Source organism: Streptomyces sp. SID8352, assembly GCF_009862265.1.
In the GTDB taxonomy this organism is placed as follows: domain Bacteria; phylum Actinomycetota; class Actinomycetes; order Streptomycetales; family Streptomycetaceae; genus Streptomyces.
On the sequence record NZ_WWGX01000033.1, the window covers coordinates 1 to 24561 of the forward strand.

Below are 24561 nucleotides of genomic sequence, written 5' to 3' on the forward strand. Positions count from 1 at the left end.
CCGCTGCGCACGGGCGTGGTCACGGCCGCGCCGCCGGTGCAGGTCCAGCCGTCCAGGCCGGACTCGAACCCGCCGTTGCGGGCGAGTTCCGCGTCGGCCGCACGGGCGGCCGACGAGATGACGGTCAGACCGGGCACGGCGAGAGCCGCAGCGGTGACCAACGCGATCAGCGGACGACGCGTCAGTGGTCTGGAGCGATCCACAAATGCCTCCGGACATGGGGGAGATGGGGAGGGCGGAGCGCGTTCAACTTGGTCCAGACCAATGTGGTTGTCAACCCCTCGCGCGGATCACCCTGCGTTCCCGCCCGTCGCGAGCGCCGCCGCGGCCTCGTGCATCGCCAGCTCCAGCAGGCCCGGATCGGTGAGCGTGCCGGTGCCGTCCGGGGGGATCAGCCAGCGGATTCCGCCGGTCGCTGGCCGTCCCGGATAGGGCACGACGATCCAGGTGCCGACCCCGGCGGTCCGGATTCCGGTGCCGAGCCAGCGGGCCGCAGTGCCGGGCGGCACGAAGAACCCGGTCCGGGCGTCGCCGAAGTCGGCGAGCACCGGACCGGGCTGGTCGAGGACGCGGGTGAGCACGTCCAGGGTGGGGTGGCCGAGCCGGCTCGGCAGGATGAGCACGTCCCAGCGGTGTCCGGCCGGGAGCAGCGCGACCCCCAGGGGGTTGCGCTCCCACTCCCTCCGGCAGGACTCGGGATCGGGTGCGGCGGATGCCAGCCAGGCGAGCGCGGTCTGCGCACCGGGCATGTGAGGACCTCCCTGTTCACTGGTGGACGCGGGTTGCGTCCACCAGGGAGACGGGGCCCCTCGGCGGGCATTACGCGGCTTCGGACGGCCCGTTGGGGTGAGCCGGGTCACAGCCGCCGGAGCCAGTCGCCTCCGCAGCAGCGCGCCCGTCCCGCCCGGCCGGGGCCCGCTCCCTGATCCGGCCTGGTCCAAACGAGAGGCCCTAGCTGTCGAAGCCCAGGCCCAGCCGGTCCATGGTGCGCAGCCACAGGTTGCGGTGCCCGTCATGGGTGTCGGCACGGGCCAGGGACCACTGGGTGAGCGCGATCCCGGCCCAGGCGAACGGCTCGGGCGGGAAGGGCAGCGGCCTGCTGCGGACCATCTCCAGTTCGGTGCGCTCGGTGCGCTCCCCGGCGAGCAGGTCGAGCATCACCTCGGCGCCGAACCGGGTCGCGCCGACGCCGAGCCCGGTGTAGCCGGCGGCGTAGGCGACCCGGCCCCGGTGGGCGGTGCCGAAGAAGGGCGAGAAGCGGGAGCAGGTGTCGATGGCGCCGCCCCAGGCGTGGGTGAAGCGGACGCCCTCCAGTTGCGGGAAGCAGGTGAAGAAGTGGTCCGCCAGCCGGGCGTATGTCTCCGGGCGATCGTCGTACTCGGCGCGCACCCGGCCCCCGTAGGGGTAGACGGCGTCGAAGCCGCCCCAGAGCACCCGGTTGTCGGCGGAGAGCCGGAAGTAGTGGAACCGGTTGGCGCTGTCGCCGATCCCCTGCCGGTTCCGCCAGCCGACGGAGGCGAGCCGGGCCCCGGTGAGGGGCTCGGTCATCAGGGCGTAGTCGTAGACCGGGACGGTGTAGGGGCGCACCCGCCGCACCAGGCTGGGGAAGACGTTGGTGCCCAGGGCCACGGTGCGGGCGCGGACGCCGCCGTAGGGGGTGCGGACGGACATGCCGGGGCCGTGCTGCCGCAGAGTCAGGGCGGGGGTGTGCTCGTGGACGCGGACGCCCAGGCCGAGGCAGGCGCGCTTGAGGCCCCAGGCGAGCCGGGCCGGGTTGAGCATGGCCACGCCCCGGCGGTCCCACAGCCCGGAGCGGAAGGTGGGCGAGTCGATCTGCTCCCGCAGGGCGTCGGCGTCCAGGTGGGTGTAGCCGTCGGCGAGGCCCCGGGCCTCGATCTCCCGGTGCCAGGCGGTGAGTTCGCGGGCCTGGTACGGCTCGGTGGCGACGTCGATCTCGCCGGTCCGCTCGAACCCGCAGTCCAGGGAGTACCGGGCGACGGCGTCCTCGACGGCGTCCAGGTTGCGGGCGCCCAGGTCCTCCAGCCGGTGGATCTCACCGGGCCAGCGGGCGAGGCCGTTGGCCAGTCCGTGGGTGAGGGAGGCGGCGCAGAAGCCGCCGTTGCGCCCGGAGGCGGCCCAGCCCACCTCGCGGCCCTCCAGCAGCACCACGTCCCGCCCGGGGTCGCGCTCCTTGGCGAGCAGCGCGGTCCACAGGCCGCTGTAGCCGCCGCCGACGACCAGCAGGTCGCAGCCGGTGGGGCCGGTGAGGGCGGGTTCGGGGCGGGGGCGGCCGGGGTCGTCCAGCCAGTACGGGACGGGCCGGACGCCGGCCAGGGACGCGGTCCGGTCACTGCTGCCGCTCATGGCTCTCGGGGCCATGATGTCAACTCCCTACGAGGTGCGCCGGGGGCGCGGTCGGCCCGCGCTCACGCCCGGTGGCGGTTCCGGCGGTTGCCGACGGCCATGGGGACCAGGACGAACAGTACGGCGACGACGAACATGGCCGTCCCGATGACATTGATCTGAACGGGTGTTCCGCGCTGCGCCGATCCCCAGACGAACATGGGGAAGGTGACGGTGGAACCCGCGTTGAAGTTGGTGATGATGAAGTCGTCGAAGGAGAGGGCGAAGGCGAGCAGCGCGCCCGCCGCGATGCCGGGGGCGGCGATCGGCAGGGTGACCCGGACGAAGGTCTGGAAGGGACCGGCGTAGAGGTCCTGCGCGGCCTGTTCCAGCCGGGGGTCCATCGACATGACGCGCGCCTTGACGGCCGTCACCACGAAGCTGAGGCAGAACATGACGTGGGCGATGAGGACGGTCCAGAAGCCCAGCCTGGCACCCGTGTTGAGGAACAGGGTGAGCAGCGAGGCGGCCATCACGACCTCGGGCATGGCCATCGGCAGGAAGATCAGCGAGTTGACGGCGCCGCGGGCGCGGAAGCGGTAGCGGACCAGCGCGAAGGCGATGGCGGTGCCCAGCGCGGTGGCGCCGAGCGTCGCCCAGAGGGCTATCCGGAGGCTGAGCGAGAGGGAGGCGCAGAGCCCGGCGACCCCGCACGGGTCCTTCCAGGCGTCGGCGGAGAACTGCTGCCAGGCGTAGTTGAAGCGCCCGTTGGGCTTGTTGAAGGAGAACACCGTGACGACGGCGTTCGGCAGCAGGAGGTAGGCGAGCGTCAGCAGTCCGGCGATCACCACCAGATTGCGCTTGAACCAGTTGACGAGGGCCATCGCTAAACCAGCTCCTCCGTCCCCGACCTGCGGATGTAGAAGGTGACCATGGCGAGGATCGCTGCCATGAGGAGGAACGAGAGGGCCGCCGCCGTCGGATAGTCCAGCACCCGAAGGAACTGCGACTGGATCACGTTGCCGATCATTCCGGTGTCGGCGGAGCCGAGCAGGGAGGCGTTGACGTAGTCGCCGGTGGCGGGGATGAAGGTGAGCAGGGTCCCGGCGACGACGCCGGGCATGGACAGCGGGAGGGTGACCCGGCGGAAGACGGTGGCGGGGCGGGCGTAGAGGTCCCCGGCGGCCTCGTGGAGCCGTCCGTCGATGCGCTCCAGCGAGGTGTAGAGGGGCAGGATCATGAACGGCAGGAAGTTGTAGGTGAGGCCGCAGACCACGGCGAGCGGGGTGGCCAGCACCCGGTCGCCGGAGGTCCAGCCGAGCCAGGCGGTGACGTCCAGGACGTGCAGGGTGTTCAGGAGGCCGACGACGGGTCCGCCGTCGGCGAGGATCGTCTTCCAGGCGAGGGTGCGGATGAGGAAGCTGGTGAAGAACGGCGCGATCACCAGGATCATGATCAGGTTGCGCCAGCGGCCCGCCCGGAAGGCGATCAGGTGGGCGAGCGGGTAGCCGAGCAGCAGGCACAGCACGGTCGCGGAGGCGGCGTAGGCCACCGAGCGGAGGAACTGCGGCCAGTAGGCGGACAGGGCGTCCCAGTAGGTGGCGAAGTGCCAGGTGACCTCGTAGCCCTCCTCCAGGGAGCCCGTCTGCACGGAGGTGGACGCCTGGTAGACCATCGGCAGCGCGAAGAAGACGAGCAGCCAGAGCATGCCGGGCAGCAGCAGCCAGTACGGGGTCAGCCGGCGGCGCCGACGCGGGGGCACCGCCTCGGGGGCGGGCGGGGCGGGTGCCGGCGGCGCCTCGCTGAGGGTGCTCATCGGGCGGCCCCGTCCCCGGCCGCGTCCCGGGCCTCCGCCGTCCCGGCGAGCGGGGACTGGGCCGCGTCCAGGCCGAAGGTGTGGGCCGGGTCCCAGTGCAGGACCACCTCGGCGCCGGGGACCAGCCGGGTGTCCCGGTCGATGTTCTGGACATAGACCTCGAAGCCGGGGCAGGCCGCGCAGTCGACGAGGTACTGGGTGGAGACGCCGATGAAGCTGGTGCCGGTGATCCGTCCGCGGAGCCGGTTGCGGCCCTCGGGGACCGAGTCGGCGTCGTCGGCGTGGGTGATGCCGGCCTTCTCCGGGCGGACGCCGATGAGGACGGTGCCGCCCCGGCCCACCGGGGCGGGGCAGCGGGCGGCGGGCAGCACCAGGCGGTCCCCGGCGGCCCGCGCGACGACGTCATCCCCCGAGCCGCCCTCGGCCTCGGCCGCGATCAGGTTGGAGGTGCCGAGGAAGTTGGCGACGAAGGTGGTCCGGGGGTTCTCGTAGAGGTCGGCGGGGGCGCCGAGCTGCTCCACGCGTCCGCCGTTCATCACGGCGACCGTGTCGGCCATCGTCATGGCCTCCTCCTGGTCGTGCGTGACGTGCACGAAGGTGATGCCGACCTCGGTCTGGATGCGTTTGAGCTCCAGCTGCATCCGGCGGCGCAGCTTGAGGTCGAGGGCGCCGAGCGGTTCGTCGAGCAGCAGCACCCGGGGGTGGTTGATCAGGGCGCGGGCGACCGCGACGCGCTGCTGCTGCCCGCCGGAGAGCTGGTGCGGCTTCTTGCGGGCCTGCTCGCCGAGCTGGACGAGTCCGAGCATCTCGTCGACCTGCTTCTTCACGCCCCTGACGCCGCGCCTGCGCAGTCCGAAGGCGACGTTCTCGAAGATGTCGAGGTGAGGGAAGAGGGCGTAGGACTGGAAGACGGTGTTCACCGGCCGCTTGTACGGCGGCAGGGCGGTGACGTCCTGGTCGCCGAGGTGGACGGTGCCGGTGCTGGGCTCCTCCAGCCCGGCGATCATGCGCAGGGTGGTGGTCTTGCCGCAGCCGGACGCGCCGAGCAGGGCGAAGAAGGAGCCCTGGGGCACGGTCAGGTCGAGCGGGTGCACGGCGGTGAAGGAGCCGTAGGTCCTGCTGATGCCGGTGAGGCGGACGTCGCCGCCGCGGCCGGTCGCGTCTGTGCTGGTCCTCATCGTCGTCACGCCCCCGTGAGCTTCGCGAACTTCTCTTCGCAGGCCGTCTCTTCCTTCGCGCCGAGCGAGCGGAAGGAGTGGGACCCGGCCTGCATGGCCCGGTCGGGAATGATCAGCGGGTTCTCCGCCGCGTCCTCGTCGATCCTCGCCAGTTCGTCCTTCACCCCGTCGACGGGGCAGACGAAGTTGATGAACGCGGCCAGCTCCGCGGCCTGCCGGGGCTCGTAGTAGTGGTCGATGAGCCGTTCGGCGTTGGTCTTGTGCCGGGCCCGGTTGGGGATCAGCAGGTTGTCGCTGGAGGTGATGTAGCCGCTCTCGGGGATGACGAAGCCCACGTCCGGGTTGTCCGCCCGGAGCTGGACGATGTCACCGGCCCACGCGAGGCAGGCCGCCAGATCGCCCCTGGTGAGGTCGGAGGTGTAGTCGTTGCCGGTGAAGCGGCGGATCTGGCCCCGGTCGACGCCCTTCTGGAGCCGGGCGACGGCCGCGTCGTAGTCGTCGGCGGAGAAGCGGGACGGGTCCTTGCCCATGTCCAGCAGCATCATGCCCATGGTGTCGCGCATCTCGGTGAGGAAGCCGACGCGGCCCTTGAGCCGGGGGTTGTCGAGCAGGTCGGAGACCGAGCGCACCTCGATCCCGTCCAGGGCCTCGCGGTTGTAGGCGACGACCGTGGAGATGCCCTGCCAGGGGTAGGAGTAGGCGCGCCCGGGGTCCCAGTCGGGGCTGCGGAACTGGGCCGAGAGGTTGGCGAAGGCGTGCGGCAGGTTGGCCGGGTCGAGCTTCTGCACCCAGCCCAGCCGGATCAGCCGGGCGGCCAGCCAGTCGGTGAGGACGATGAGGTCGCGGCCGGTGTCCTGGCCCGCGGCGAGCTGGGCCTGGATGCGGCCGAAGAACTCGCTGTTGTCGTTGATGTCCTCGTTGTAGGTGACCTTGACGCCGGTGCGGCGGGTGAACGCCTCCAGCGTCGGATGGCGCCGGCCGCTGTCGTCGACGTCCATGTACTCGGTCCAGTTGGAGAAGGTGACGGTCCGCTCCTCCTCGGACCGGTCCTCGGCGGCGGTGCCGCCCCCGGTCCGGCCGGCCGGGGGGATGCCGCAGCCGCCCAGCGCCAGGGCACCGCCGGTCGCGAGCGCCCCGCCCGCCGAGGCGCGCAGCAGCGAGCGCCGGGTGAGGGCCGCCCTGCCGTTGGTGAGGCTGCGCCGCAGGGCGGCCGCTCGGGCCGGGGAGAGGCGGTCGGGCTCGTACTGCTCCATGCGCGTGGTGCCCTTCCGGGTGGTCGGCCGCGGTCGGCGGCCGGGCGTCGTGGTGGCTATCGGTCCCCGAAGACGGTGCGGTGCCAGTCCTTGCGGACCACCGCGGTGTTGTCGAACATGACGTGCTTGAGCTGGGTGTACTCCTCGAAGGAGTAGGCGGACATGTCCTTGCCGAAGCCGGACGCCCTGTAGCCGCCGTGGGGCATCTCGCTGATGATCGGGATGTGGTCGTTGACCCAGACGCAGCCCGCCGCGATCTCCCGGGTGGCGCGGTTGGCGCGGAACACGTCCCGGGTCCAGGCGGAGGCCGCGAGCCCGTAGGGGGTGTCGTTGGCCAGCCGGATGCCCTCGTCGTCGCCGTCGAAGGGCAGGACGACCAGGACGGGGCCGAAGATCTCCGCCTGGACCGCCTCGCTGTCCTGGGGGGCGCCGGCGATCAGGGTGGGCCGGTAGTAGGCGCCCGCGGCGAGGGCTCCGCCGGGCGCCGCGCCGCCGGTCACGACGCGCGCGTAACCGCGGGCGCGGTCGACGAACCCGGCCACCCGGTCCCGGTGGGCGTGGCTGACCAGCGGACCGAGGTCGGTGCCGGGGGCGAAGGGGTCACCGACGCGGACGGTGTCCATGAGGGCGGCGGTCCGCTCGACGAACGCCTCGTACAGGGGCCGCTGCACATAGGCGCGGGTGGCGGCGGTGCAGTCCTGGCCGCTGTTGATGAGGGCGCCCGCGACGGCCCCGTTGACGGCGGCGTCCAGGTCGGCGTCGTCGAAGACCACGAAGGGCGCCTTGCCGCCGAGTTCGAGGTGGACGCGCTTGACGGTGGCGGTGGCCAGCTCCGCGACCCGGCGGCCGACGGCGGTGGAGCCGGTGAAGGAGGTCATGGCCACGTCGGGATGGGAGACGAGGTGCTCCCCGGCCACCGGCCCGGTGCCGGTGACGATGTTGACGACGCCGTCGGGCAGCCCCGCCGAGGTCGCCGCCCACGCGAACATCAGCGAGGTCAGGGGGGTGGTCTCGGCGGGCTTGAGGACGATGGTGTTGCCCGCGGCGACGGCCGGGAGGATCTTCCAGGCGGCCATCTGGAGCGGGTAGTTCCAGGGGGCGACGGAACCGACGACGCCGATGGGCTCGCGTCGGACGTACGAGGTGTGGCCGCCCTCGTACTCCGCCGCCGCCTGGCCCTGGAGCCGCCGGGCGGCGCCCGCGAAGTAGGCGGTGTTGTCGATGGTGCCGGGCACGTCGAACTCGCGGGTGAGCTTCAGCGGCTTGCCGCACTGGAGGGACTCGGCGCGGGCGAGGTCCCCGGCCTGTTCGGCGAGGACGGCGGCGAAGCGGTGCAGGACGTCGGAGCGTTCGCCGGGGGTCGCCCCGGCCCAGCCCGGGAACGCCGCGCGGGCGGCGGCGACGGCCGCGTCCACGTCCGCGGTCCCGGCCAGCTCGTAGGTCAGCACCGCGGCGCCGGTCGCCGGGTCGACGACGGTGCGGGTGGCGCCCGAGGTGCCCCGCGCCGGGCGACCCGCGATGTACTGCGCCCCCTCGGCGAAGCGGTCCCCGGACGGGAGGCGTCGGGGGGTGGCGTGACCCCGATCGGGCATGTCGGCTCTCCTCCGTGCACCCCTGCGCCCGGCCCCGGAGGGGGCACCGGACGGGGGGCGGCGTGGTACGGGCTCGATGTGAGAGCCGATCCTGACAGAGCACCGGACCACCAACAAGTGATTCCGTTGTTGCCTTTTGGTTACGCGACGGAATCTGTCGACCAGATCTCGAGTCGCCACGGAAAAGGGCGAACGGAGCGTCCGTGGCGCGTGCCAGACTCGCCTGCGAAGGACATGGGACGGCACGGAGGGACGGGGACGTGGGGACGGCGATCGACGGCAGGACGGCGCTGGCCCGCCTGGTCGAGGGCGGCGCGCGGGTCCGGTACCTGTGCTTCTGGGGCCACCGGCCGGAGCGGGACGGCACGCCCGGCCGCGGCTGCCTCAGCCAGTGGTGGCCCGCGCCGTTCACCGTGGACGGCGTGGAGTACCCGACGGCCGAGCACTGGATGATGGCCGCCAAGGCGCGGCTGTTCGGGGACGCGGAGGCCGAGCGGCGGGTGCTGGCCGCGGCGCATCCGGCGGAGGCGAAGAAGGCGGGCCGACTGGTGCGCGGCTTCGACGAGGCGGTGTGGCGCCGGGAGCGCTTCCGCGTCGTGACCGAGGGCGGCGTCCACAAGTTCGGCGCCGATCCCGCGCTGCGCGCCTATCTGCTGTCCACCGGCGACCGCGTCCTGGTCGAGGCCAGCCCCGTGGACCGGATCTGGGGCATCGGCCTGTCCGCCGACGACCCGGCGGCGTGCGACCCGCACCGCTGGCGGGGCGAGAACCTGCTGGGCTTCGCCCTGATGGCCGCCCGGGACCGGCTGGCCCGGAAGCCGGAACGGGACTGAGCCGGGGGGCACGCGGGGCGCGGCCCCTCGCGGGGGCGCCGGGCGGGCGGTGGCGGGCGAGCGGGACCGGGGGGGCGCCGGCGGGGCACGGGACCGGGCACGGGGACATCGTGCCCGTGCCCGGTGCGCCCGGCACGGGGCCCTCGCCGGGGGTTCCGGAGGAGCGGTGGCGGGCGGGCGCCGGGCGGGCGCGGAGCACCCGGCACGAGCCCGCGCCCGGTTCCGGACGGGCGTCCCGGACTCCGTGCCCGGGGCGGCCGGGCACGGGCAAGGGCCCGTGCCCTCCGGGGGGTTACGGCACGAAGATGACCAGGGCCCCGAAGGCGAGGCCCAGGACGATGCCCGCGGCGCCGCAGATCACGCCCGCCAGCGCCTGTCCGGGGTTGCCCGCCTCGCCCCGGCGGGCCTTGCCCCGGCCGATGGCGCCGAACACCACGCCCAGCACGCCCACGACGATGGCCAGCGGCCACAGGCAGAAGCCGACGGCGGCGATGATCCCGAGGACCAGTCCGGCCGTCCCCATGCCGTCGCCGGTTCCCGGTGCCGCCCCCGGCCAGCCGTAGTAGCCGTACGGCTGCGCGCCCGGGTACGGGTGACCGGGGCCGCCGGGGTAACCGGGGTAGCCGTAGGGCGGCACCCGGCCGGGGCCGTCCGGCCCGACGGGCGGCGGCGGGACCCCGGGGCCGGGGCCGTACGGCGTCCCGGAGGCGGGCGGTGCGAACGGGTCGGCCGCGCCGTACGGGGGCACGGGCGCGCCCGGCGGGGCGAAGGGATCGGCCGCGGGGGCCGTCCACGGCGGCGGTGCGCCGGCCCCGGGGAAGGACGCCATCGTCCGCTGGTCGTGGAGGGAGGGCGTCGTCGGGTACGGCGCGAGGCCACCGCGCGGACCGCCGTCCTCGGCCGGCGGAGCCCAGGGGTCGGCCGGCACGGCACCGGACCTTGGTGCCGCGGCGAACGCCGCCGCCCCGGGGGTCCCGGGGTTCCCGGCGGCCCCGCCGACACCCGCGGCCCCAGTGGGCCCGGCGGACCCGCCGGTACTCGCGGCTTCGGCGGACCCGGAGTCCGCGGCGGGCCAGAACGTACTCCCGGCACCCACGGGCTCCGCGGCCCCGGTGGCCACGGGCCCCGCGCCACCGGCACCTCCACCGACCCGCGCCGCTTCGGCGAACCCGGCGCCGCCGGCGGCACTCCCGGCCCCGGCGGGCTCGTGGGCCCCGGTGGCCACGGGCCCCGCGCCCCCGCCGGCGGCACCCGTCACCCCGGCGGTCCCGGAGCCCCCGGTGGCACTCGCGGCGCCTGCGGGCTCGGCGCCTCCGGCCGCGTTCGTCGCCCCGGCGGCTCCCGCGGGCCCCGGCTCCCCGGCGGCTCCCGCCGTCGCCCCGGTCCCGCCCGGCCCGCCCGGCTTGTCCAGGGCCACCGTCGGCCGGGACTCCCCCGGCACCGCTCCGGGCCCCGGGCCGTCGCCCTGGGCCCCCGGCGCTCCCGGCCCTTCCGGCGCTCCCTGGATCCCGGGCGCCCCCGGCGCCCCGGCTCGCGGCTGCTGCGCGTCCTCAGGCATGCGCGGGTCCCCTCTGTTCGAACATCACGTCATGCTACGGCCCGCCACCGCACGGCCCCGCCCCGGCCTACGATGACCCCGGACCGCCGATCAGCCGATCACCCACGTCCCGGCGGCGCCCCGACCGGGCGGCCCGGGGCACCACCCGGGGGAGGAACCCTTGACCGAGCCACTCGTCGACCCCGACGTCCCCGGCGGCCTGCGCGCCTTCATCGCCGGGCTGCCCAAGGCCGAACTCCACGTCCACCACGTCGGCTCCGCCTCCCCGCGCATCGTCGCGGAACTGGCCGCCCGGCACCGCGACTCCCGGGTGCCCACCGACCCCGAGGCTCTGGCCGGCTACTTCACGTTCACGGACTTCGCGCACTTCATCGACGTGTACCTGTCCGTCGTCGACCTGATCCGCACCCCCGAGGACGTCCGGCTGCTCACCTACGAGGTGGCCCGGGACATGGCCCGCCAGAAGGTGCGCTACGCCGAGCTGACCATCACCCCGTTCTCCTCCACCCGGCGCGGCATCGACGCCGCCGCCTTCATGGACGCCATCGAGGACGCCCGCAAGGCTGCCGAGGCCGAGTTCGGCACCGTACTGCGCTGGTGCTTCGACATCCCCGGCGAGGCCGGGCTGGAGGCCGCCGAGGAGACGGCGCGGCTCGCCACCGACGACCGGCTGCGCCCCGAGGGCCTGGTCTCCTTCGGGCTGGGCGGACCCGAGATCGGCGTCGCCCGGCCCCAGTTCAAGCCGTACTTCGACCGGGCCGTCGCCGCCGGGCTGCGCTCGGTTCCGCACGCGGGCGAGACCACCGGCCCCGGCACCGTGTGGGACGCGCTGACGTACCTGCGCGCCGACCGCATCGGCCACGGCACCAGCGCCGCCCGGGACCCGGAGCTGCTGGCGCACCTGGCGGACCGGGGCGTCGCCCTGGAGGTGTGCCCGACCTCGAACATCGCCACCCGAGCGGTGCCCGACCTGGCCGAGCACCCGATCCGGGCATTCGCCGAGGCGGGTGTCCTGGTCACCGTCAACTCCGACGACCCGCCCATGTTCGGCACCGATCTGAACAACGAGTACGCCGTCGCCGCGCGCCTCCTGGACCTGGACGAGCGGGGCGTGGCGCGGCTCGCGAAGAACGCCGTCGAGGCGTCCTTCCTCGACCCGGCGGGCCGGGCCCGCGTCCACGAGGAGATCGACACGTACACCGCGTCCTGGCTCGCCGCCCGGTGAGCGCCGGGCACCCGGTGGGCACCGGGCACCGGGTGACCGTCGTCGCCCACCGCGGCGACCCCTACCGCGTCCGGGAGAACACGGCCGCCTCGCTCCGCGCCGCCCTGGACGGGGGCGCGGACGCGGTCGAGATCGACGTCCGGCCGACCCGGGACGGCGTGCCGGTGCTGCTGCACGACGACACGCTGAAGCGGCTGTGGGGGCACGACCTGCCGCTGGGCTCGCTGACCGCCGCGCGGGTGCGGGAGCTGACCGGGGGCGGGGTGCCGACCCTGGCGGAGGCGCTGGCCGCGACGGAGGGCGGCCGGGTGATGATCGACCTGCCGGGCGGTCCGGACGGGCGGACGGTGCGGCGGATCGTGGACACCGTCCGCGAGTGCGACGCGGACGGCCGCGTGTACTACTGCGCGGGCCCCGCCGCCATGCTGGCCGTGCGGGCCGCCGACCCGGCCGCCGAGATCGCGCTGACCTGGACGACGCTGGCCCCGCCGCGCCCCGTCCTGCTGGCAGCGGTGCGCCCGCGCTGGCTGAACTACCGGTTCACGCTGCTCGACGCGGCGCTGGCCGACCGCGTCCGCCGGGACGGCTGCCTGGTCTCCGCGTGGACCCCGGACACCCGCCGCTCCCTGCGGCGGCTGCTCGGGCTGCCGGTCGACTCGATCACCACCAACCGGCCCGCTCTGCTCACCGCCCTGCGCGCCCGCGGCTGAGGGCGGGGATCGGCCCCGCCCCGGGCCGCCACCGGGCGCGGGGGCACGGCCGCGGCCTCCTCCAGGTCGTGCAGGGCCCGGGCGGCGAGCGGCCCCCGGGAGAGGACGGCCCCGCCCACGGCGGCGCCGGAGTCGGCGTGGGAGTCGGGTGCGGGGGCGTGCCCTTGGACTCGGCGGCCCGCGGCCCGTCGTAAGTGAGCTCCCGCTGGAGTTCGCCGGCGGCGGCGAGGGTCTGCACCATGAACTCCACGGTGGACGGCAGTTCGCCGGTGCGCGGGTGGTGGGCGGTGAGGTCCATCGCGGAGAACGCGCCGTCGTGAATGCGAAGCGCGAGCCGGTCGCGGTGGAGGACATCGAGGACGTCGAGGACGTGCTGGTTGCCGCGTACGAGGCGGAACATCTCGGAGATGTGCACGGTGTCGCCCGGCCGCGCGTACGTCAGCAGCTCGCCCAACTTCGGCCGCTGGAGCGGGTGAAGGCGGCTGGAGGTGCCGGGGGCCTCCTCGAAGACGACCGGGTCCTCGATCCCGGCCTCGGCCAGGACGAGGTCCTGCCGGGCGGTGGACTGCTGGTCGGTCGAGACCCGCTTGTAGACCCGGTTCGCCACCGGGAGGCCCCATCCGTACGGAGGATCGGACCCTCTCCGTCGCCAAACCCTGTCAGCAGTCATCATCGGATCCGATTGGGTTCGCGGCGCCGCGAAGCCCCGGATTGCGGGGGGCCGTTGAACGCGCCGACCGCCTGTCGTCAAACGGTCGTTTGACGACAGATGCCACGCCGGACGGGGTCGGGGCCCGGCAGCCGCGCGGCGCTCCAGCGCTGCGCGGCGGCCAGGTCTCCTTCGGTCAGACTTCTGCCTCCCAGGCGTGGGCGGCCCTCTCCAGCGCGTCGATGTCGGAGGCGCAAAGCAGGGGGCGCAGCTCCTCGGCCTTGGTCTCGGGCCAGGAGGGGAGGTCGAGGGCGAGGAGACGCTCGATGATCTCCGGGGCGAAGCGGGTGCGGACCGGGGTGGCGGGGCTGCCGGCGACGATCGTGTACGGGGGGACGTCCCGGGTGACGACGCCCTGGGCGGCGACGACGGCGCCTTCGCCGATGGTGACGCCGGGCATGATCATGGAGCGCATGCCGAGCCAGGCGCCGTGGCCTATGACGGTGTCGCCCTTGCCCCGGTAGGCGTCGACGGCGTTCTCGGCGAAGGGGTAGAGGCTGAACCAGTCGGTGCGGTGGGTGTGGTTCCCGCCCATGAGGATCACCACCTCGGCGGCGATGCACACGTAGTCGCCGATGTGGAGTTCGTCGATGGGCCAGGCCGGCTCCCACGAGGCGCGGCTGAACGCGTCGCCGTAGAGGTAGCGGACCACGGACTCCTCGAAGCCTCCGTTGTAGGCCTTGCTGCAGTAGCTGTGGGTGCCCCGCACACGGATGTGCGGGTTGGTCACGACCTCGTGGAGGTACTGCATCTGCGACCAGTGATGGCCGGCATCGGGTGTGCTCATGATGATCACTCTTCCGGATCGGTACGAGAAGAAGCGGCAAGGGCCGCAAGCAGCCGAGGGCATGTGTCACCCGGACCCCGCCCCGGGGTACGACGAGCAACAGCCGGGCGCCGCGCACAGCGCGACGCTCAGATACCTCTCTCGATCCAGATCAGACCACCGGGCCGACGCTCCCGCGTCTTGACCGGCCGGGACCCGCCCACGCCGGACCGGACCGGCGGAGGGCCGGCCTGGGTGCGAAGCGGACTGATCGACATGATCCCACTATATTGCCTGCGTCCTGGAACAACCGTTGAGGGGCTGCTGCCTGTTCACACCGCGAAGCGGTCCGGCATCTGCCCGGTAGGCGCCCAGCCGTGGGCGCCGGTGCGGGAGGGCTCTTTGGGTCAGGAGCCGGCCGCCAGGTCGGGTGCACCGCCTGTCAGTCCTCGTCTTCGTCGTCCTCGACGGAGTGCCCGCACCACCGCCGTGCCCTTCGACTTCACCGGCGGCGTACGCAGCCGCTCCAGCTCCGAGACCCGCCTGCCCTCCGACACCACCAGCAGCTCCGCCAAGGCCGGCGCGAGCGCCGCATCCGCGCGGACCGTCGCCCGGGCCACCGCCTCGTACAGGCGGCGGTCGGCCGCCGTACGGGCCTCCGACACCTGCCGGGCCAGCACCGAGACGCCCGGCAGCAGCACCCGGTTCTTCCGCAGCCACGTCACCGCGTGGTTGAACAGCGCCACCGGCCCCTCGGCGTGCGTCCACGCCCGCCCGTACGGAAACTGCGGGACTCCCGCCCCACCTCCGGTCGGTGAAGGCCCGGTACGTGAACCGCCTCCGGATCTCATCCGCGTGCTCATACACCGTCGAGCGCCGCTCGGCGTACCGCTTCACGCACGAGGCGTCCGCAATACCGAGCTGCCCGGCCAGGTACTCCACGGTCTCCACGGCACGGCGAGCGGGTCCTCACCCAGGAACCGGCCGACGTGGCGGACCGTGCAGATCTGCACCGCCGTGCCCAGCCGATGCGCGTCCCTACGACACAGCGCGATCATGTCGCGGTCGTCATCGTCGAGGAAGAAGAACCGCTCCAGCTCCGGGCGCGCGGGCGCCTCGGTGAACATCCCGTACGCCTGGCCGGCTCATCGGTCAGAAACTCCACCGGCACGAGGCGGAACGTAGCCAGAGCCAGCACCCGCTCGACGATCTTTCCGCGAACCTCAGCGAGGGCGCAGAACAGTGTGCTGGCCGACCGATGGTCAGTCTCACCGGGATTTCCTGTACCCCAACTACTCACACCCGGGGACGGCGGCCGGGGTCCCCGTCGTCCGTGTCGATGTACAGCGGCCAGTTCGCCCAGGTGAGCCGGCGGTCGGTGGCGGACCGGTCGGCGGCTGCGCGGTCGCCGGGGGCGACGTGGGCGGCCGGGACGCCGCAGCCGGTCAGCGCGCCCAGCGCGGCGCCGCCCAGGCCGCGCGGCAGGGAACGGCGGGAGGGGGCGGGCGGGTGCGAGTGGAGGGGCATGGGCGCAGGATGCCGCTCCGGCCGGCGGCGGACGACCGACGCTCCGTCGAGCGCGGCCCGCCCTCGCGGACACCCTGTCGGCCCCCGCGGGCCCGGGCACGCGGACGGTCCCGGCCGGGAGGGCTCGGGGCCGGGACCGGGGCCGCGCGGACTACACCTCCAGGGAGGTCATCACGTGCTTGATCCGGGTGTAGTCGTCGAAGCCGTACGCGGACAGGTCCTTGCCGTAGCCGGACTTCTTGAAGCCGCCGTGCGGCATCTCGGCGACCAGCGGGATGTGGGTGTTGATCCACACGCAGCCGAAGTCCAGCCGCCGGGAGAGCCGCATGGCGCGGCCGTGGTCCCGGGTCCACACCGAGGAGGCGAGCGCGTAGTCGACGCCGTTGGCCCACTCCACGGCCTGGTCCTCGTCGCGGAACGACTGGACGGTGATGACGGGGCCGAAGACCTCGTTCCGGATGATCTCGTCGTCCTGGAGGAGGCCCGAGACGACGGTGGGCGCGTAGAAGTAGCCGCGGTCGCCGACCCGCCGGCCGCCGGCCTCGACCCGGGCGTGGGCGGGCAGCCGGTCGATGAACCCGGCGACGCGCGCGAGCTGGTCGGCGTTGTTCAGCGGGCCGTAGAGCACGTCCTCGTCGTCGGGCGGTCCGGTCCTCGTCTCGGCCGCGGCCTTGGCGAGCGCGGCGACGAACTCGTCGTGGACGGACTCGTGGACCAGGACGCGGGTGGCCGCGGTGCAGTCCTGCCCGGCGTTGAAGAAGCCCGCCACCGAGATGCCCTCGACGGCCTTGGGGATGTCGGTGTCCTCGAAGACCACGACCGGGGCCTTGCCGCCCAGCTCCAGATGGACCCGCTTGAGGTCCCTGGAGGCGGACTCGGCGACCGCCATGCCCGCCCGCACCGAGCCGGTGATGGAGGCCATCGCGGGGGTGGGGTGCTCGACCATCAGGCGGCCGGTGTCGCGGTCGCCGCAGATGACGTTGAAGACGCCCGGGGGCAGCACCGAACCGATGATCTCCGCGATCAGGACGGTGGAGGCGGGGGTGGTGTCGGAGGGCTTCAGGACGACGGTGTTGCCCGCGGCGAGGGCCGGGGCGAACTTCCAGACGGCCATCATCATCGGGTAGTTCCAGGGCGCGACCTGGGCGCAGACCCCGATCGGCTCGCGGCGGACGAAGGAGGTCAGGCCCTCCATGTACTCGCCGGCGCTGCGCCCCTCCAGCATCCGGGCCGCGCCCGCGAAGAAGCGGATCTGGTCGACCATCGGCGGGATCTCCTCGGTGCGGGTGAGCCCGACGGGCTTGCCCGTGTTCTCCACCTCGGCCGCGACGAGTTCCTCGGCCCGCTCCTCGAAGGCGTCGGCGATCCTCAGGAGGGCCTTCTGCCGCTCGCCGGGGGTGGTGTCGCGCCAGCCGGGGAAGGCCGCGGCGGCGGCGGCCATCGCGGCGTCCACGTCCGCGGGCCCCGACAGGGGCGCGGTCGCGTAGGGCTCACCCGTGGCGGGGTTCACCACCTGGGTGGTCCGTCCGTCGGCGGCGTCCCGGAACCCACCGTCGATGTGGTTGCGCAGACGACGCAGCTCGGTGCTCACTGCCGGCCCTCCAAGGTCGGGTGTCCATTGACACGGGTGTCCATCGACTGAGACACCCAGCCTAATCCGTGCTCCGACGTTTTCAACACCCCCGCCCCGCCCAGCGTTGCGAAATCCGCAGAGTCAGGTGCTCCACACGACGGATTTCATCGCATCATCCTTGCGGAACTGTGGATACGTGGTGCACAGTGTCGCCGTGGCCAGTCGAAGCGCAGACCCGAGGGACTCCCGCGAGTCCAGGAACGGCGGCTCCCCGCCGGACGCCGTCTCCCTCGCCATCATCGAGCAGCTCCAGGAGGACGGCCGGCGGCCGTACGCCGCGATCGGCAAGGCCGTCGGCCTCTCCGAGGCGGCCGTGCGCCAGCGCGTCCAGAAGCTGCTCGACCAGGGCGTCATGCAGATCGTCGCCGTGACGGACCCGCTCACCGTGGGCTACCTCCGCCAGGCCATGGTCGGCGTCCGGGTCGAGGGTGACGTCGAGGCCGTCTCCGACGCGCTGGCCGCCATGTCCGAGTGCGAGTACGTGGTGATGACCGCGGGCTCCTTCGATCTGATGGTGGAGGTCGTCTGCGAGGACGACGACCATCTCCTGGAGGTCATCAACCGACGCATCCGGGCCGTCCCCGGAGTGCGCTCCACCGAGAGCTTCGTCTACCTCAGGCTCAAGAAGCAGACCTACATGTGGGGATCCCGATGACCGTGAGCAGCGACAGCCCCAAGGACCTCGGCAGAGCCGCGTACGACCACCTGTGGATGCACTTCACCCGCATGTCCTCGTACGAGAACGCCCCCGTGCCGACCATCGTCCGCGGCGAGGGCACCCACGTCTTCGACGACCGGGGCAAGCGGTACCTCGACGGGCTCGCCGGCCTGTTCGTGGTCCAGGCCGGACACGGTCGCGCGGAGCTGGCCGAGACCGCCCTGAAGCAGGCCCGGGAGCTGGCCTTCTTCCCCATCTGGTCCTACGCCCACCCGAAGGCCGTCGAGCTGGCCGAGCGCCTCGCCCACGAGGCCCCCGGCGACCTCAACAAGGTCTTCTTCACCACCGGCGGCGGCGAGGCGGTCGAGACCGCCTGGAAGCTCGCCAAGCAGTACTTCAAGCTCACCGGCAAGCCGACCAAGTACAAGGTCGTCTCCCGCGCGGTCGCCTACCACGGCACCCCGCAGGGCGCCCTGTCCATCACCGGCCTGCCGAGCCTCAAGGCCCCCTTCGAACCGCTCGTTCCGGGCGCCCACAAGGTGCCCAACACCAACATCTACCGCGCCCCGATCCACGGCGGCGACCCCGAGGCCTTCGGCCGCTGGGCCGCCGACCAGATCGAGCAGCAGATCCTCTTCGAGGGCCCGGAGACGGTCGCCGCCGTCTTCCTGGAGCCCGTGCAGAACGCGGGCGGCTGCTTCCCGCCCCCGCCCGGCTACTTCCGGCGCGTGCGGGAGATCTGCGACCAGTACGACGTCCTGCTGGTCTCGGACGAGGTCATCTGCGCCTTCGGCCGCCTGGGCACCACCTTCGGCTGCGACAAGTTCGGCTACGTCCCGGACATGATCACCTGTGCCAAGGGCATGACCTCGGGCTACTCCCCGATCGGCGCCTGCGTCGTCTCCGACCGCCTGGCCGAGCCGTTCTACCGGGGCGACAACACCTTCCTGCACGGCTACACCTTCGGCGGCCACCCGGTCTCCGCGGCGGTGGGCCTCGCCAACCTCGACCTGTTCGAGCGCGAGGGCCTCAACCGGCACGTCCTCGACAACGAGGACGCCTTCCGCGCCACCCTGGAGAAGCTGCACGACCTGCCGATCGTCGGCGACGTCCGCGGCAACGGCTTCTTCTACGGCATCGAACTGGTCAAGGACAAGCACACCAAGGAGTCCTTCACCGACGACGAGACCGAGCGCGTCCTGTACGGCTTCCTCTCCGGGAAGCTCTTCGAGAACGGCCTGTACTGCCGTGCCGACGACCGCGGCGACCCGGTCATCCAGCTCGCCCCGCCGCTGATCTCCGCCCAGGAGACCTTCGACGAGATCGAGCAGATCCTGCGCGCGACGCTGACGGAGGCGTGGACGAAGCTCTGACCCGCCCACGCGGGCCGTCCGTCCCCCGGACGACCGCCCCGGCCCCGGAGCCGCCCGTTCGAGTGAGAAACGGCGGCCCGGGGCCGCGTGCTGTCCGGTGCTCCCCCCGGCGGCTGCCTACCGTGCCACGTGACCCATCGGCCGCCCCCTCCCGCTCCCCCGTACGGGGGACACCGCCGGGGGGACAACGGATCAGAACCGAGGTGTACGCCCATGGAGGCCCCGCCGGACGACGACGTGCTGTGGGCCCGCGCCCTGCACCACCGCCACGACGACGGCTCCCCCGCCCTCAACGGCGTCTCGCTCGGTGTCCGCGAGGGCGAGATCCTCGCCGTCAGCGGCCCGCGCGGCAGCGGCAAGACCACCCTCCTGCGGTGCCTGTCCGGACTGGTCCGCCCCCGCGACGGCGAGGTCTGGTTCAACAGCCTCCCCCTGCACACCATGGGCCCGGCCCGGCGCCGGCGGCTGCGCCGCGAACGGTTCGGCTGGATCGACCCCGTTCCCTCCCTCGTCCCCGAACTCAGCGCCTGGGAGAACGCCGCCCTGCCGCTGATGCTGCGCGGCATCCCCCGGCGCCGCGCCAAGACCGCGGCCCTGGAGTGGCTGGAGCGCCTCGATGTCGGCGACCGCGCCCGCCGCCGCCCCCACCGGCTCCAGCAGGCCGAACGCCAGCGCGTCTGCATCGCCCGCGCCCTCGCCGTCGGCCCCGCCGTCCTCTTCGCCGACGAGCCCACGGCCCCCCTGCACCGCGCCGACCGCGCCCACGTCCTGCGCACCCTCACCACCGCCGCCCGCTCCCACGGCATCACCGTCGTCCTCGCCACCACCGACGCCCGCACCGCGGCCCTCGCCGACCGGGGCGTGGCCCTGCTGGACGGCCGCCGGGTGCACACCGTGCACCTGCCGCCGGCCGCGGAACCCGCCGGATCCGGCACCACCGGAACGGAGGGCCGGGCGGCGTGCTCGCTCTCCGTCTGACCCGCGCCGCCCACCTCGCCGTCCAGTCGCGCCGCCTGCTGGTCGCGCTCGCCTCGGCCGGCACGGGCTTCCTGCTGCTGTGCGCCCTCGGCTACGCCCTCGCCCACCCCGGCACGCCCGGCGCCGCCGCCCTGCGCCTGGCCTGGTGCGCGGTGCCGCTCGCCGCCACCGTCCACCTCGCCGTCGCCGTCTCCCGCACCGACCCGGGCACCCGGCCCCGCTCCGGGCTCTCCGCCATCGGGCTGGGTCCCGGCCGGCTGATGGCCGTCTCTGCGGCGACCACCGCCCTGTCCGCCGCGCTCGGCTCGCTGCTGGCCCTGCTCGCCTTCCTCGAACTGCGCGGCGCCGCCACCGGCCTGCCCCTGGCCGAGCGCCACGCCCTCCCCGTCCCGGCGATCACCACCCTGCTCGCCCTCGTCCCCCTGGCCGCCTCCCTCGCCGTCGCCCTGGCCCTGCGCCCCCGCGAGGGCGCCACCCGGCCCAACACCAACCGGGGCTTCGGCCGCTTCGGCGCCTACGGCTGGGGCAGGGCGCGGGAGACCTTCGGCTCCTACGCCCGCTACGGCACCCGCCGCTCCCCCCGGCCCGGCGGCGCGGCCCTTGGCCCCGACGCCACCGGAGGGAGCGCCGGCGGGGACACCGCGACCGGCTCCGCGACGGCCGCGGCCGCCGTCCCCACCGCCGTCGCGGCGGCCCCTCCGGCCGACGGAAAGCTGGTCATGGCCGCGGCCACCGCGGGAGCGGGCCCGGCGGCCGGCGGTGCGGTCCCGGCCGACGGCGGGGACACCGTCCCCGGCGCCATCCTGGCCGCACCGGCCGGCGGCACCCGGCCCGCCGCCACAGCCGACGGCACGGCCCCGCCGCCGGGCCCGGCCGCGCGCCGCTCCCCCACCACCGCCCTCCCCTGGGGCATCACCGCCCTGGCCGCCGGCCTCGCCGCCGAGACCTACGCCGGTGCCCAGGGACGCGCGGACGCGCCCACCGCCGGGGTCCTGCTCGGCTGGTCCCTCACCGCCCTGGGCCTCGCCCTCGTCGGGCCCGGCCTCACCCATCTGTGCGGGCGGCTCCTCCAGGCGGCCCGCCCCGGGGCCCCGCGGCTGCTCGCCGGGCGCGTGCTCATGGAGGAGGCGGGCCGCATCGGACGCCCCCTCGGCGTGGTCTGCGCCGTCGCCTCGGCCGCCTACGCCTCCGTCGCCCTGTCCGGCACCGACGGCGGCCCCGCGTACGGCCCGCTCGGCCTGCTCGGCGCCTCGGTGGTGGCCGCCTGCACCACCGCCACCCTCCTCATCAGCGCCGTGGGGGCCCGGCAGGACCGCGCGGGCACCCGGGACGCCCTGCTCCGCCTCGGCGCGCCCCCGGCCACCCTGCGCGCCACCGCCGCGCTCCGCGCCGGGGCGCTGCTCGCCCTCTTCGGACCGCTCACCCTGCTCGTCGCGGAACTGGCGGCCCTGCCCCTGACCCGCTGACCCGCCGCCCCGGGAGCGCGGCCGGGACGGGCACGGGAGCGGGCCCGCGGCAGCGGCCGGGCCGGGCACGGCGGCCGGGCTCCGGCCCCGGAGCGGGCCCTGGGTGGTCCCGGAGAGGTCCCGGGGTGGTCCCGGAGCGTGGCGGACGGCCCCGGGCGGGCCCTCAAAAAGAAATCCGGAAAACTCCGCCGCCACCGATGAGTTCCGCACGCCCCAGCCGTCCACCCCTGCGAACGCCACGACAACGCGACCCCACGGGAGTACACCCCATGTACCAGCAGATGATCTTCGTGAACCTGGCCACCTCGGACCTGGAGGCCGCCAAGACGTTCTTCACGAAGCTGGGCTACACGATCAACCCGCAGTTCAGCGACGACACCGCCGCCTCCGTGGTGATCAGCGACACCATCTTCCTGATGCTGCTCACCGAGGAGAAGTACGCCCAGTTCACGAAGAAGGAGATCGTGGACGCGACCCGGTCCAGCGAGGTGCTGCTCGCGCTGAGCGCCGAGAGCCGCGAGAAGGTCGACGAGCTGGTCGGCAAGGCCGTCGCCGCGGGCGGCTCGGTCACCGGTGAGACCCAGGACCACGGCTTCATGTACGGCCGGGCCTTCGACGACCTGGACGGCCACACCTGGGAGGTCGTCTGGATGGACCCGGCGGCCGTCCAGGGCTGAGCCCGCGCCCCTGGCGGGAGGGCGCCGGTGCGCCGGGGAGCCTCCCCGGCGCGGTGGCCGCCGGGAAGGGCGTGCCCGGCGGGACGAGGAGGGCCGATCGGGGTGGCGGAACGTCTCTGTGGCCGGATGGCGACGCTGCGTCACCTTTCTTGGCCGACATGTGCGTTGCCCGGATCCGGTCGCGCTTGTAGACCAGAAGCCCGTGGGTGTGCCGGTGGCGCGGGAGCGCGTTCCGGCCCCCTCCTCGCCCCCCGCATACGCGCCTTCCGAAAAGGACCAACGTGGCCGTCCTGACCTTACTCAGCCGCACGGCGACCCGCCGCGGCGCCCGTGCCCTCGGTATCGCCACGGCCTCGGTGGCCCTGGCGGTCGGCACCGCCGGAAACGCCTTCGCCTGCGAGATCTCGGACTTCACCGCCGCCGCGGTGTGCGAGGAGGGCGAGGGCGTCATCACCGTCACCGACGTGGACCCGGGCGGCGCCCGGGCCACCGTCACCGTCTACCTGGTCGGCAAGGACGCCGACGAGAAGGTCGGCGAGCAGGTGGTGACGGGCTCCGAGAAGGGCACCACCATCACCTTCGCCACCGACTGGAAGCCCCGGGCCGAGTACCGGATCCACGTCCGGGCAGAGCCGTCACTCGACGAGGACATCGAACCGAACCTCGTCACGCCGGACACGCCCTGCGCGCCGGAGGAGTCCCCGACGCCGACGCCGACGCCCACTCCGACACCGACACCGACACCGCCCCCCACGCCCACCCCGACTCCCACGCCGACCCCGACGCCGACGGACGTCCCGTCGGGGACGCCGTCACCGTCGGGCAGTGGGAGCGGGACACCGGTTCCGTCGCCCTCGGTGCCGGCCCCGGTCCCCACGCCGAGCGAGAGCACCGCTCCCGCGCTGCCGGTGCCCGTGCCGAGCGGGCTGCCGTCCCCGGCGGGCGGCTCCCACCTCGCCGAGACCGGAGCGAGTTCGGGCACCGGGCTGATCGCCGGTGCCGCCGCCGCCCTGGTCGTCGTGGGCGGGGGCGCGGTCTTCCTCGGCCTGCGCCGCCGCGGAGCCGGCGGCCGCTGACCCCCCGCGGGAACCGTAGGAAGCGTGGCCCGTCCCCGGCCGTCATGGTCCGGGGGCGGGCCGTCGCCGTACCGCCCCGCCTCGCCGTCGCGGGGGCGGCTTCCCCGCGCCCCGGGGCTGCGCAGGCCGGGCGTCCCGGCGGCCTCAGCCCCGGGCCCGGCATCCCGGCGGGCTCGGCTCCCCGACCCGGGACCCGGTGCCCCAACGTCAGCGGCCCTGCGGGCCCGGACACCCTGCGGCCCGGGGACCCGGTGGGCCCAGGCGCCCGGCGACCCCCCAGCCCGGCCGGCGTCCCGGCGGCACCACGGGCCCGGCACTCGCACGGCCCAGGGAAAGGCGAGCCCTGGCGGCCCGGCGGCCCGGCGTCAGCCGAACGACGCGCGCTCCAGCCAGAAGTCCAGCAGTTCCCGCTCGCCGAGCACCTCCAGCTCCGGGGCGTCGGGGGACAGCCGCCGGTAGAAGGCGAACAGCACGGCGTCGAGCGGCCCGCGCAGCGCGACGGCCGCCTTCTCGTGGCCGCGCCGCCAGGCGATGCCGTCCTCGGTCAGCTCCACCAGCCATTCGGCGTCCAGCTCCGGCGGGGCGTCGGTGGCGTGCAGGTGGAGGGTGCGGCCGGGGCCGCCGCGCAGCTCCCGCTCCCGCCCGTCGGGCAGGGCCCGCTGGGTGAAGCGGAGGATCTCCAGCCACTCGTCGATCGCGTCGGCCGCCACGTCGGCCGGGACCCCGGGGAGCGGCCGGCCCGCGGCCAGCACCGCGTCGGCCCCGTGCACCACCAGCTCATGGGTCATCCGGCGGGCCCAGAAGTCCGCCCGGTGCACGGCGGCCCACGACCAGACCGCCGCGTCCGGCCCGGCCTCGCGCAGCGCCTCCACCAGCCGGGCCCCGGCCTCGGCGAGCCACGCGTCCAGCGCCCCGGCGTCACCGGGGACCGCGGGGGCGGTGCTCCCGGGCACGGCGTCCACGGGGATGTGCTCCGTGGCCCGGGTGCGCACCAGGTGCCCGGCCCACCGCAGGGCGCGGCCCGTGTGCAGGGCCAGGTCCTCCAGGGTCCACTCCGGGCAGGTCGGCACGGTGGTGGACAGGGCGGTGCCGGAGGTCACCGCGGACCTCAACTCCCCGAGCCCGCGCGGGATCTCGTCGCAGTATCGGTCGAACTCCAGTGGCGTCGTCATGATCGTCACCCTATGAGC

The 24561-nt window shown here is 74.3% G+C and carries 21 protein-coding genes and 3 pseudogenes; 9 read left to right on the plus strand and 15 right to left on the minus strand.

Translation table 11 applies throughout. The annotated features are described in order from the left end of the window. From GTY84_RS11295 to GTY84_RS11330, 8 genes and pseudogenes are all read right to left on the minus strand, one after another. A pseudogene (locus GTY84_RS11295) lies at positions 1 to 203 on the minus strand (chitinase); the annotation flags it as partial. Between the two features lie 87 nt (positions 204 to 290). Next, complete coding sequence (locus tag GTY84_RS11300; protein ID WP_161226042.1) at positions 291 to 749, minus strand: hypothetical protein; 459 nt, start codon at positions 747 to 749, stop codon at positions 291 to 293. 202 nt (positions 750 to 951) lie between these two features. Continuing rightward, a complete protein-coding gene (locus tag GTY84_RS11305) occupies positions 952 to 2379 on the minus strand; it encodes an FAD-dependent oxidoreductase (RefSeq protein ID WP_161226043.1) in 1428 nt (475 codons plus the stop codon). A 47-nt stretch (positions 2380 to 2426) separates the two neighbouring features. Then, positions 2427 to 3227, minus strand: a complete 801-nt coding sequence (locus GTY84_RS11310) for an ABC transporter permease (RefSeq protein ID WP_161226044.1) — start codon at positions 3225 to 3227, stop codon at positions 2427 to 2429. 2 nt (positions 3228 to 3229) lie between these two features. Further along, a complete protein-coding gene (locus GTY84_RS11315; RefSeq protein WP_161226045.1) occupies positions 3230 to 4159 on the minus strand; it encodes an ABC transporter permease in 930 nt (309 codons plus the stop codon). Beyond that, positions 4156 to 5337 (minus strand): ABC transporter ATP-binding protein, encoded by a 1182-nt coding sequence (locus tag GTY84_RS11320; RefSeq protein ID WP_161226046.1) that lies wholly within the window; start codon positions 5335 to 5337, stop codon positions 4156 to 4158. The genes GTY84_RS11315 and GTY84_RS11320 overlap by 4 nt, the downstream gene beginning before the upstream one ends. Before the next feature lie 5 nt (positions 5338 to 5342). Next, the gene (locus tag GTY84_RS11325; protein ID WP_161226047.1) at positions 5343 to 6590 is read right to left on the minus strand and encodes a spermidine/putrescine ABC transporter substrate-binding protein; all 1248 of its coding nucleotides are present in this window, start codon (positions 6588 to 6590) and stop codon (positions 5343 to 5345) included. A 56-nt stretch (positions 6591 to 6646) separates the two neighbouring features. Beyond that, a complete protein-coding gene (locus tag GTY84_RS11330) occupies positions 6647 to 8182 on the minus strand; it encodes a gamma-aminobutyraldehyde dehydrogenase (RefSeq protein ID WP_161226048.1) in 1536 nt (511 codons plus the stop codon). A 260-nt stretch (positions 8183 to 8442) separates the two neighbouring features. Between GTY84_RS11330 and GTY84_RS11335 the strand changes: the two genes are divergently transcribed. Beyond that, positions 8443 to 9015, plus strand: a complete 573-nt coding sequence (locus GTY84_RS11335) for an NADAR family protein (protein WP_345943406.1) — start codon at positions 8443 to 8445, stop codon at positions 9013 to 9015. Positions 9016 to 9307: 292 nt separating this feature from the next. On the opposite strand, the gene GTY84_RS11340 is transcribed toward GTY84_RS11335, so the two are convergent. Then, positions 9308 to 9943: a hypothetical protein gene (locus GTY84_RS11340; protein ID WP_237532191.1), complete on the minus strand. Its 636-nt coding sequence runs from the start codon at positions 9941 to 9943 to the stop codon at positions 9308 to 9310. A gap of 727 nt (positions 9944 to 10670) precedes the next feature. Between GTY84_RS11340 and GTY84_RS11345 the strand changes: the two genes are divergently transcribed. Both GTY84_RS11345 and GTY84_RS11350 read left to right on the plus strand, forming a co-directional pair. Next, complete coding sequence (locus GTY84_RS11345; protein WP_265296263.1) at positions 10671 to 11798, plus strand: adenosine deaminase; 1128 nt, start codon at positions 10671 to 10673, stop codon at positions 11796 to 11798. Continuing rightward, positions 11795 to 12508, plus strand: coding sequence for a glycerophosphodiester phosphodiesterase (locus GTY84_RS11350; protein WP_345943407.1), 714 nt, complete (start codon positions 11795 to 11797; stop codon positions 12506 to 12508). Before GTY84_RS11345 ends, GTY84_RS11350 begins: the two co-directional genes overlap by 4 nt. Here the strand turns inward: GTY84_RS11350 and GTY84_RS33675 are convergent. The 5 genes and pseudogenes from GTY84_RS33675 to GTY84_RS11375 all read right to left on the minus strand — a co-directional run bounded on the left by GTY84_RS33675 (position 12483) and on the right by GTY84_RS11375 (position 17101). After that, positions 12483 to 13115: a recombinase family protein gene (locus GTY84_RS33675; protein ID WP_345943408.1), complete on the minus strand. Its 633-nt coding sequence runs from the start codon at positions 13113 to 13115 to the stop codon at positions 12483 to 12485. The genes GTY84_RS11350 and GTY84_RS33675 overlap by 26 nt on opposite strands. A 238-nt stretch (positions 13116 to 13353) precedes the next feature. Further along, positions 13354 to 14004 carry a CatB-related O-acetyltransferase gene (locus GTY84_RS34590; protein ID WP_161226051.1) on the minus strand — a complete coding sequence of 217 codons (651 nt, stop codon included), beginning with the start codon at positions 14002 to 14004 and terminating at the stop codon, positions 13354 to 13356. A 449-nt stretch (positions 14005 to 14453) separates the two neighbouring features. Continuing rightward, a pseudogene (locus GTY84_RS34900) lies at positions 14454 to 15154 on the minus strand (DUF4158 domain-containing protein); the annotation flags it as partial. A gap of 134 nt (positions 15155 to 15288) precedes the next feature. Then, positions 15289 to 15510: pseudogene (locus tag GTY84_RS11370) on the minus strand (spermidine/putrescine ABC transporter substrate-binding protein); the annotation flags it as partial. 151 nt (positions 15511 to 15661) lie between these two features. Next, positions 15662 to 17101, minus strand: a complete 1440-nt coding sequence (locus GTY84_RS11375; protein ID WP_161226052.1) for a gamma-aminobutyraldehyde dehydrogenase — start codon at positions 17099 to 17101, stop codon at positions 15662 to 15664. 181 nt (positions 17102 to 17282) lie between these two features. Between GTY84_RS11375 and GTY84_RS11380 the strand changes: the two genes are divergently transcribed. The 6 genes from GTY84_RS11380 (at position 17283) to GTY84_RS11405 (ending at position 23371) form a co-directional block, all read left to right on the plus strand. Continuing rightward, positions 17283 to 17798 carry an Lrp/AsnC family transcriptional regulator gene (locus tag GTY84_RS11380; RefSeq protein WP_161226070.1) on the plus strand — a complete coding sequence of 172 codons (516 nt, stop codon included), beginning with the start codon at positions 17283 to 17285 and terminating at the stop codon, positions 17796 to 17798. Between the two features lie 2 nt (positions 17799 to 17800). Beyond that, complete coding sequence (locus GTY84_RS11385) at positions 17801 to 19174, plus strand: aspartate aminotransferase family protein (RefSeq protein WP_161226053.1); 1374 nt, start codon at positions 17801 to 17803, stop codon at positions 19172 to 19174. Positions 19175 to 19387: 213 nt separating this feature from the next. Further along, positions 19388 to 20152, plus strand: coding sequence for an ATP-binding cassette domain-containing protein (locus GTY84_RS11390; protein ID WP_161226054.1), 765 nt, complete (start codon positions 19388 to 19390; stop codon positions 20150 to 20152). Continuing rightward, the gene (locus GTY84_RS11395) at positions 20134 to 21618 is read left to right on the plus strand and encodes a hypothetical protein (protein WP_161226055.1); all 1485 of its coding nucleotides are present in this window, start codon (positions 20134 to 20136) and stop codon (positions 21616 to 21618) included. The genes GTY84_RS11390 and GTY84_RS11395 overlap by 19 nt, the downstream gene beginning before the upstream one ends. 269 nt (positions 21619 to 21887) lie before the next feature. Further along, entirely contained in the window at positions 21888 to 22295 is a 408-nt protein-coding gene (locus GTY84_RS11400) for a VOC family protein (protein ID WP_161226056.1), read from the plus strand. A gap of 281 nt (positions 22296 to 22576) precedes the next feature. Then, the gene (locus GTY84_RS11405; RefSeq protein WP_161226057.1) at positions 22577 to 23371 is read left to right on the plus strand and encodes an LAETG motif-containing sortase-dependent surface protein; all 795 of its coding nucleotides are present in this window, start codon (positions 22577 to 22579) and stop codon (positions 23369 to 23371) included. 365 nt (positions 23372 to 23736) lie between these two features. Here GTY84_RS11405 and GTY84_RS11410 read toward each other — a convergent pair whose 3' ends face one another. Continuing rightward, positions 23737 to 24543 (minus strand): maleylpyruvate isomerase N-terminal domain-containing protein, encoded by an 807-nt coding sequence (locus GTY84_RS11410; RefSeq protein ID WP_161226058.1) that lies wholly within the window; start codon positions 24541 to 24543, stop codon positions 23737 to 23739. Positions 24544 to 24561: the final 18 nt, after the last annotated feature.

What these genes read in the sequence shown, in the direction of transcription:
- GTY84_RS11410 (WP_161226058.1), bottom strand. Translation starts at nt 24,543, where the DNA reads ATGACGACGCCACTGGAGTTCGACCGATACTGCGACGAGATCCCGCGC.
- GTY84_RS11320 (WP_161226046.1), bottom strand. Translation starts at nt 5,337, where the DNA reads ATGAGGACCAGCACAGACGCGACCGGCCGCGGCGGCGACGTCCGCCTC.
- GTY84_RS11315 (WP_161226045.1), bottom strand. Translation starts at nt 4,159, where the DNA reads ATGAGCACCCTCAGCGAGGCGCCGCCGGCACCCGCCCCGCCCGCCCCC.
- GTY84_RS34590 (WP_161226051.1), bottom strand. Translation starts at nt 14,004, where the DNA reads ATGAGCACACCCGATGCCGGCCATCACTGGTCGCAGATGCAGTACCTC.
- GTY84_RS11400 (WP_161226056.1), top strand. Translation starts at nt 21,888, where the DNA reads ATGTACCAGCAGATGATCTTCGTGAACCTGGCCACCTCGGACCTGGAG.
- GTY84_RS11310 (WP_161226044.1), bottom strand. Translation starts at nt 3,227, where the DNA reads ATGGCCCTCGTCAACTGGTTCAAGCGCAATCTGGTGGTGATCGCCGGA.
- GTY84_RS11325 (WP_161226047.1), bottom strand. Translation starts at nt 6,590, where the DNA reads ATGGAGCAGTACGAGCCCGACCGCCTCTCCCCGGCCCGAGCGGCCGCC.
- GTY84_RS11300 (WP_161226042.1), bottom strand. Translation starts at nt 749, where the DNA reads ATGCCCGGTGCGCAGACCGCGCTCGCCTGGCTGGCATCCGCCGCACCC.
- GTY84_RS11390 (WP_161226054.1), top strand. Translation starts at nt 19,388, where the DNA reads ATGGAGGCCCCGCCGGACGACGACGTGCTGTGGGCCCGCGCCCTGCAC.
- GTY84_RS11305 (WP_161226043.1), bottom strand. Translation starts at nt 2,379, where the DNA reads ATGGCCCCGAGAGCCATGAGCGGCAGCAGTGACCGGACCGCGTCCCTG.
- GTY84_RS11330 (WP_161226048.1), bottom strand. Translation starts at nt 8,182, where the DNA reads ATGCCCGATCGGGGTCACGCCACCCCCCGACGCCTCCCGTCCGGGGAC.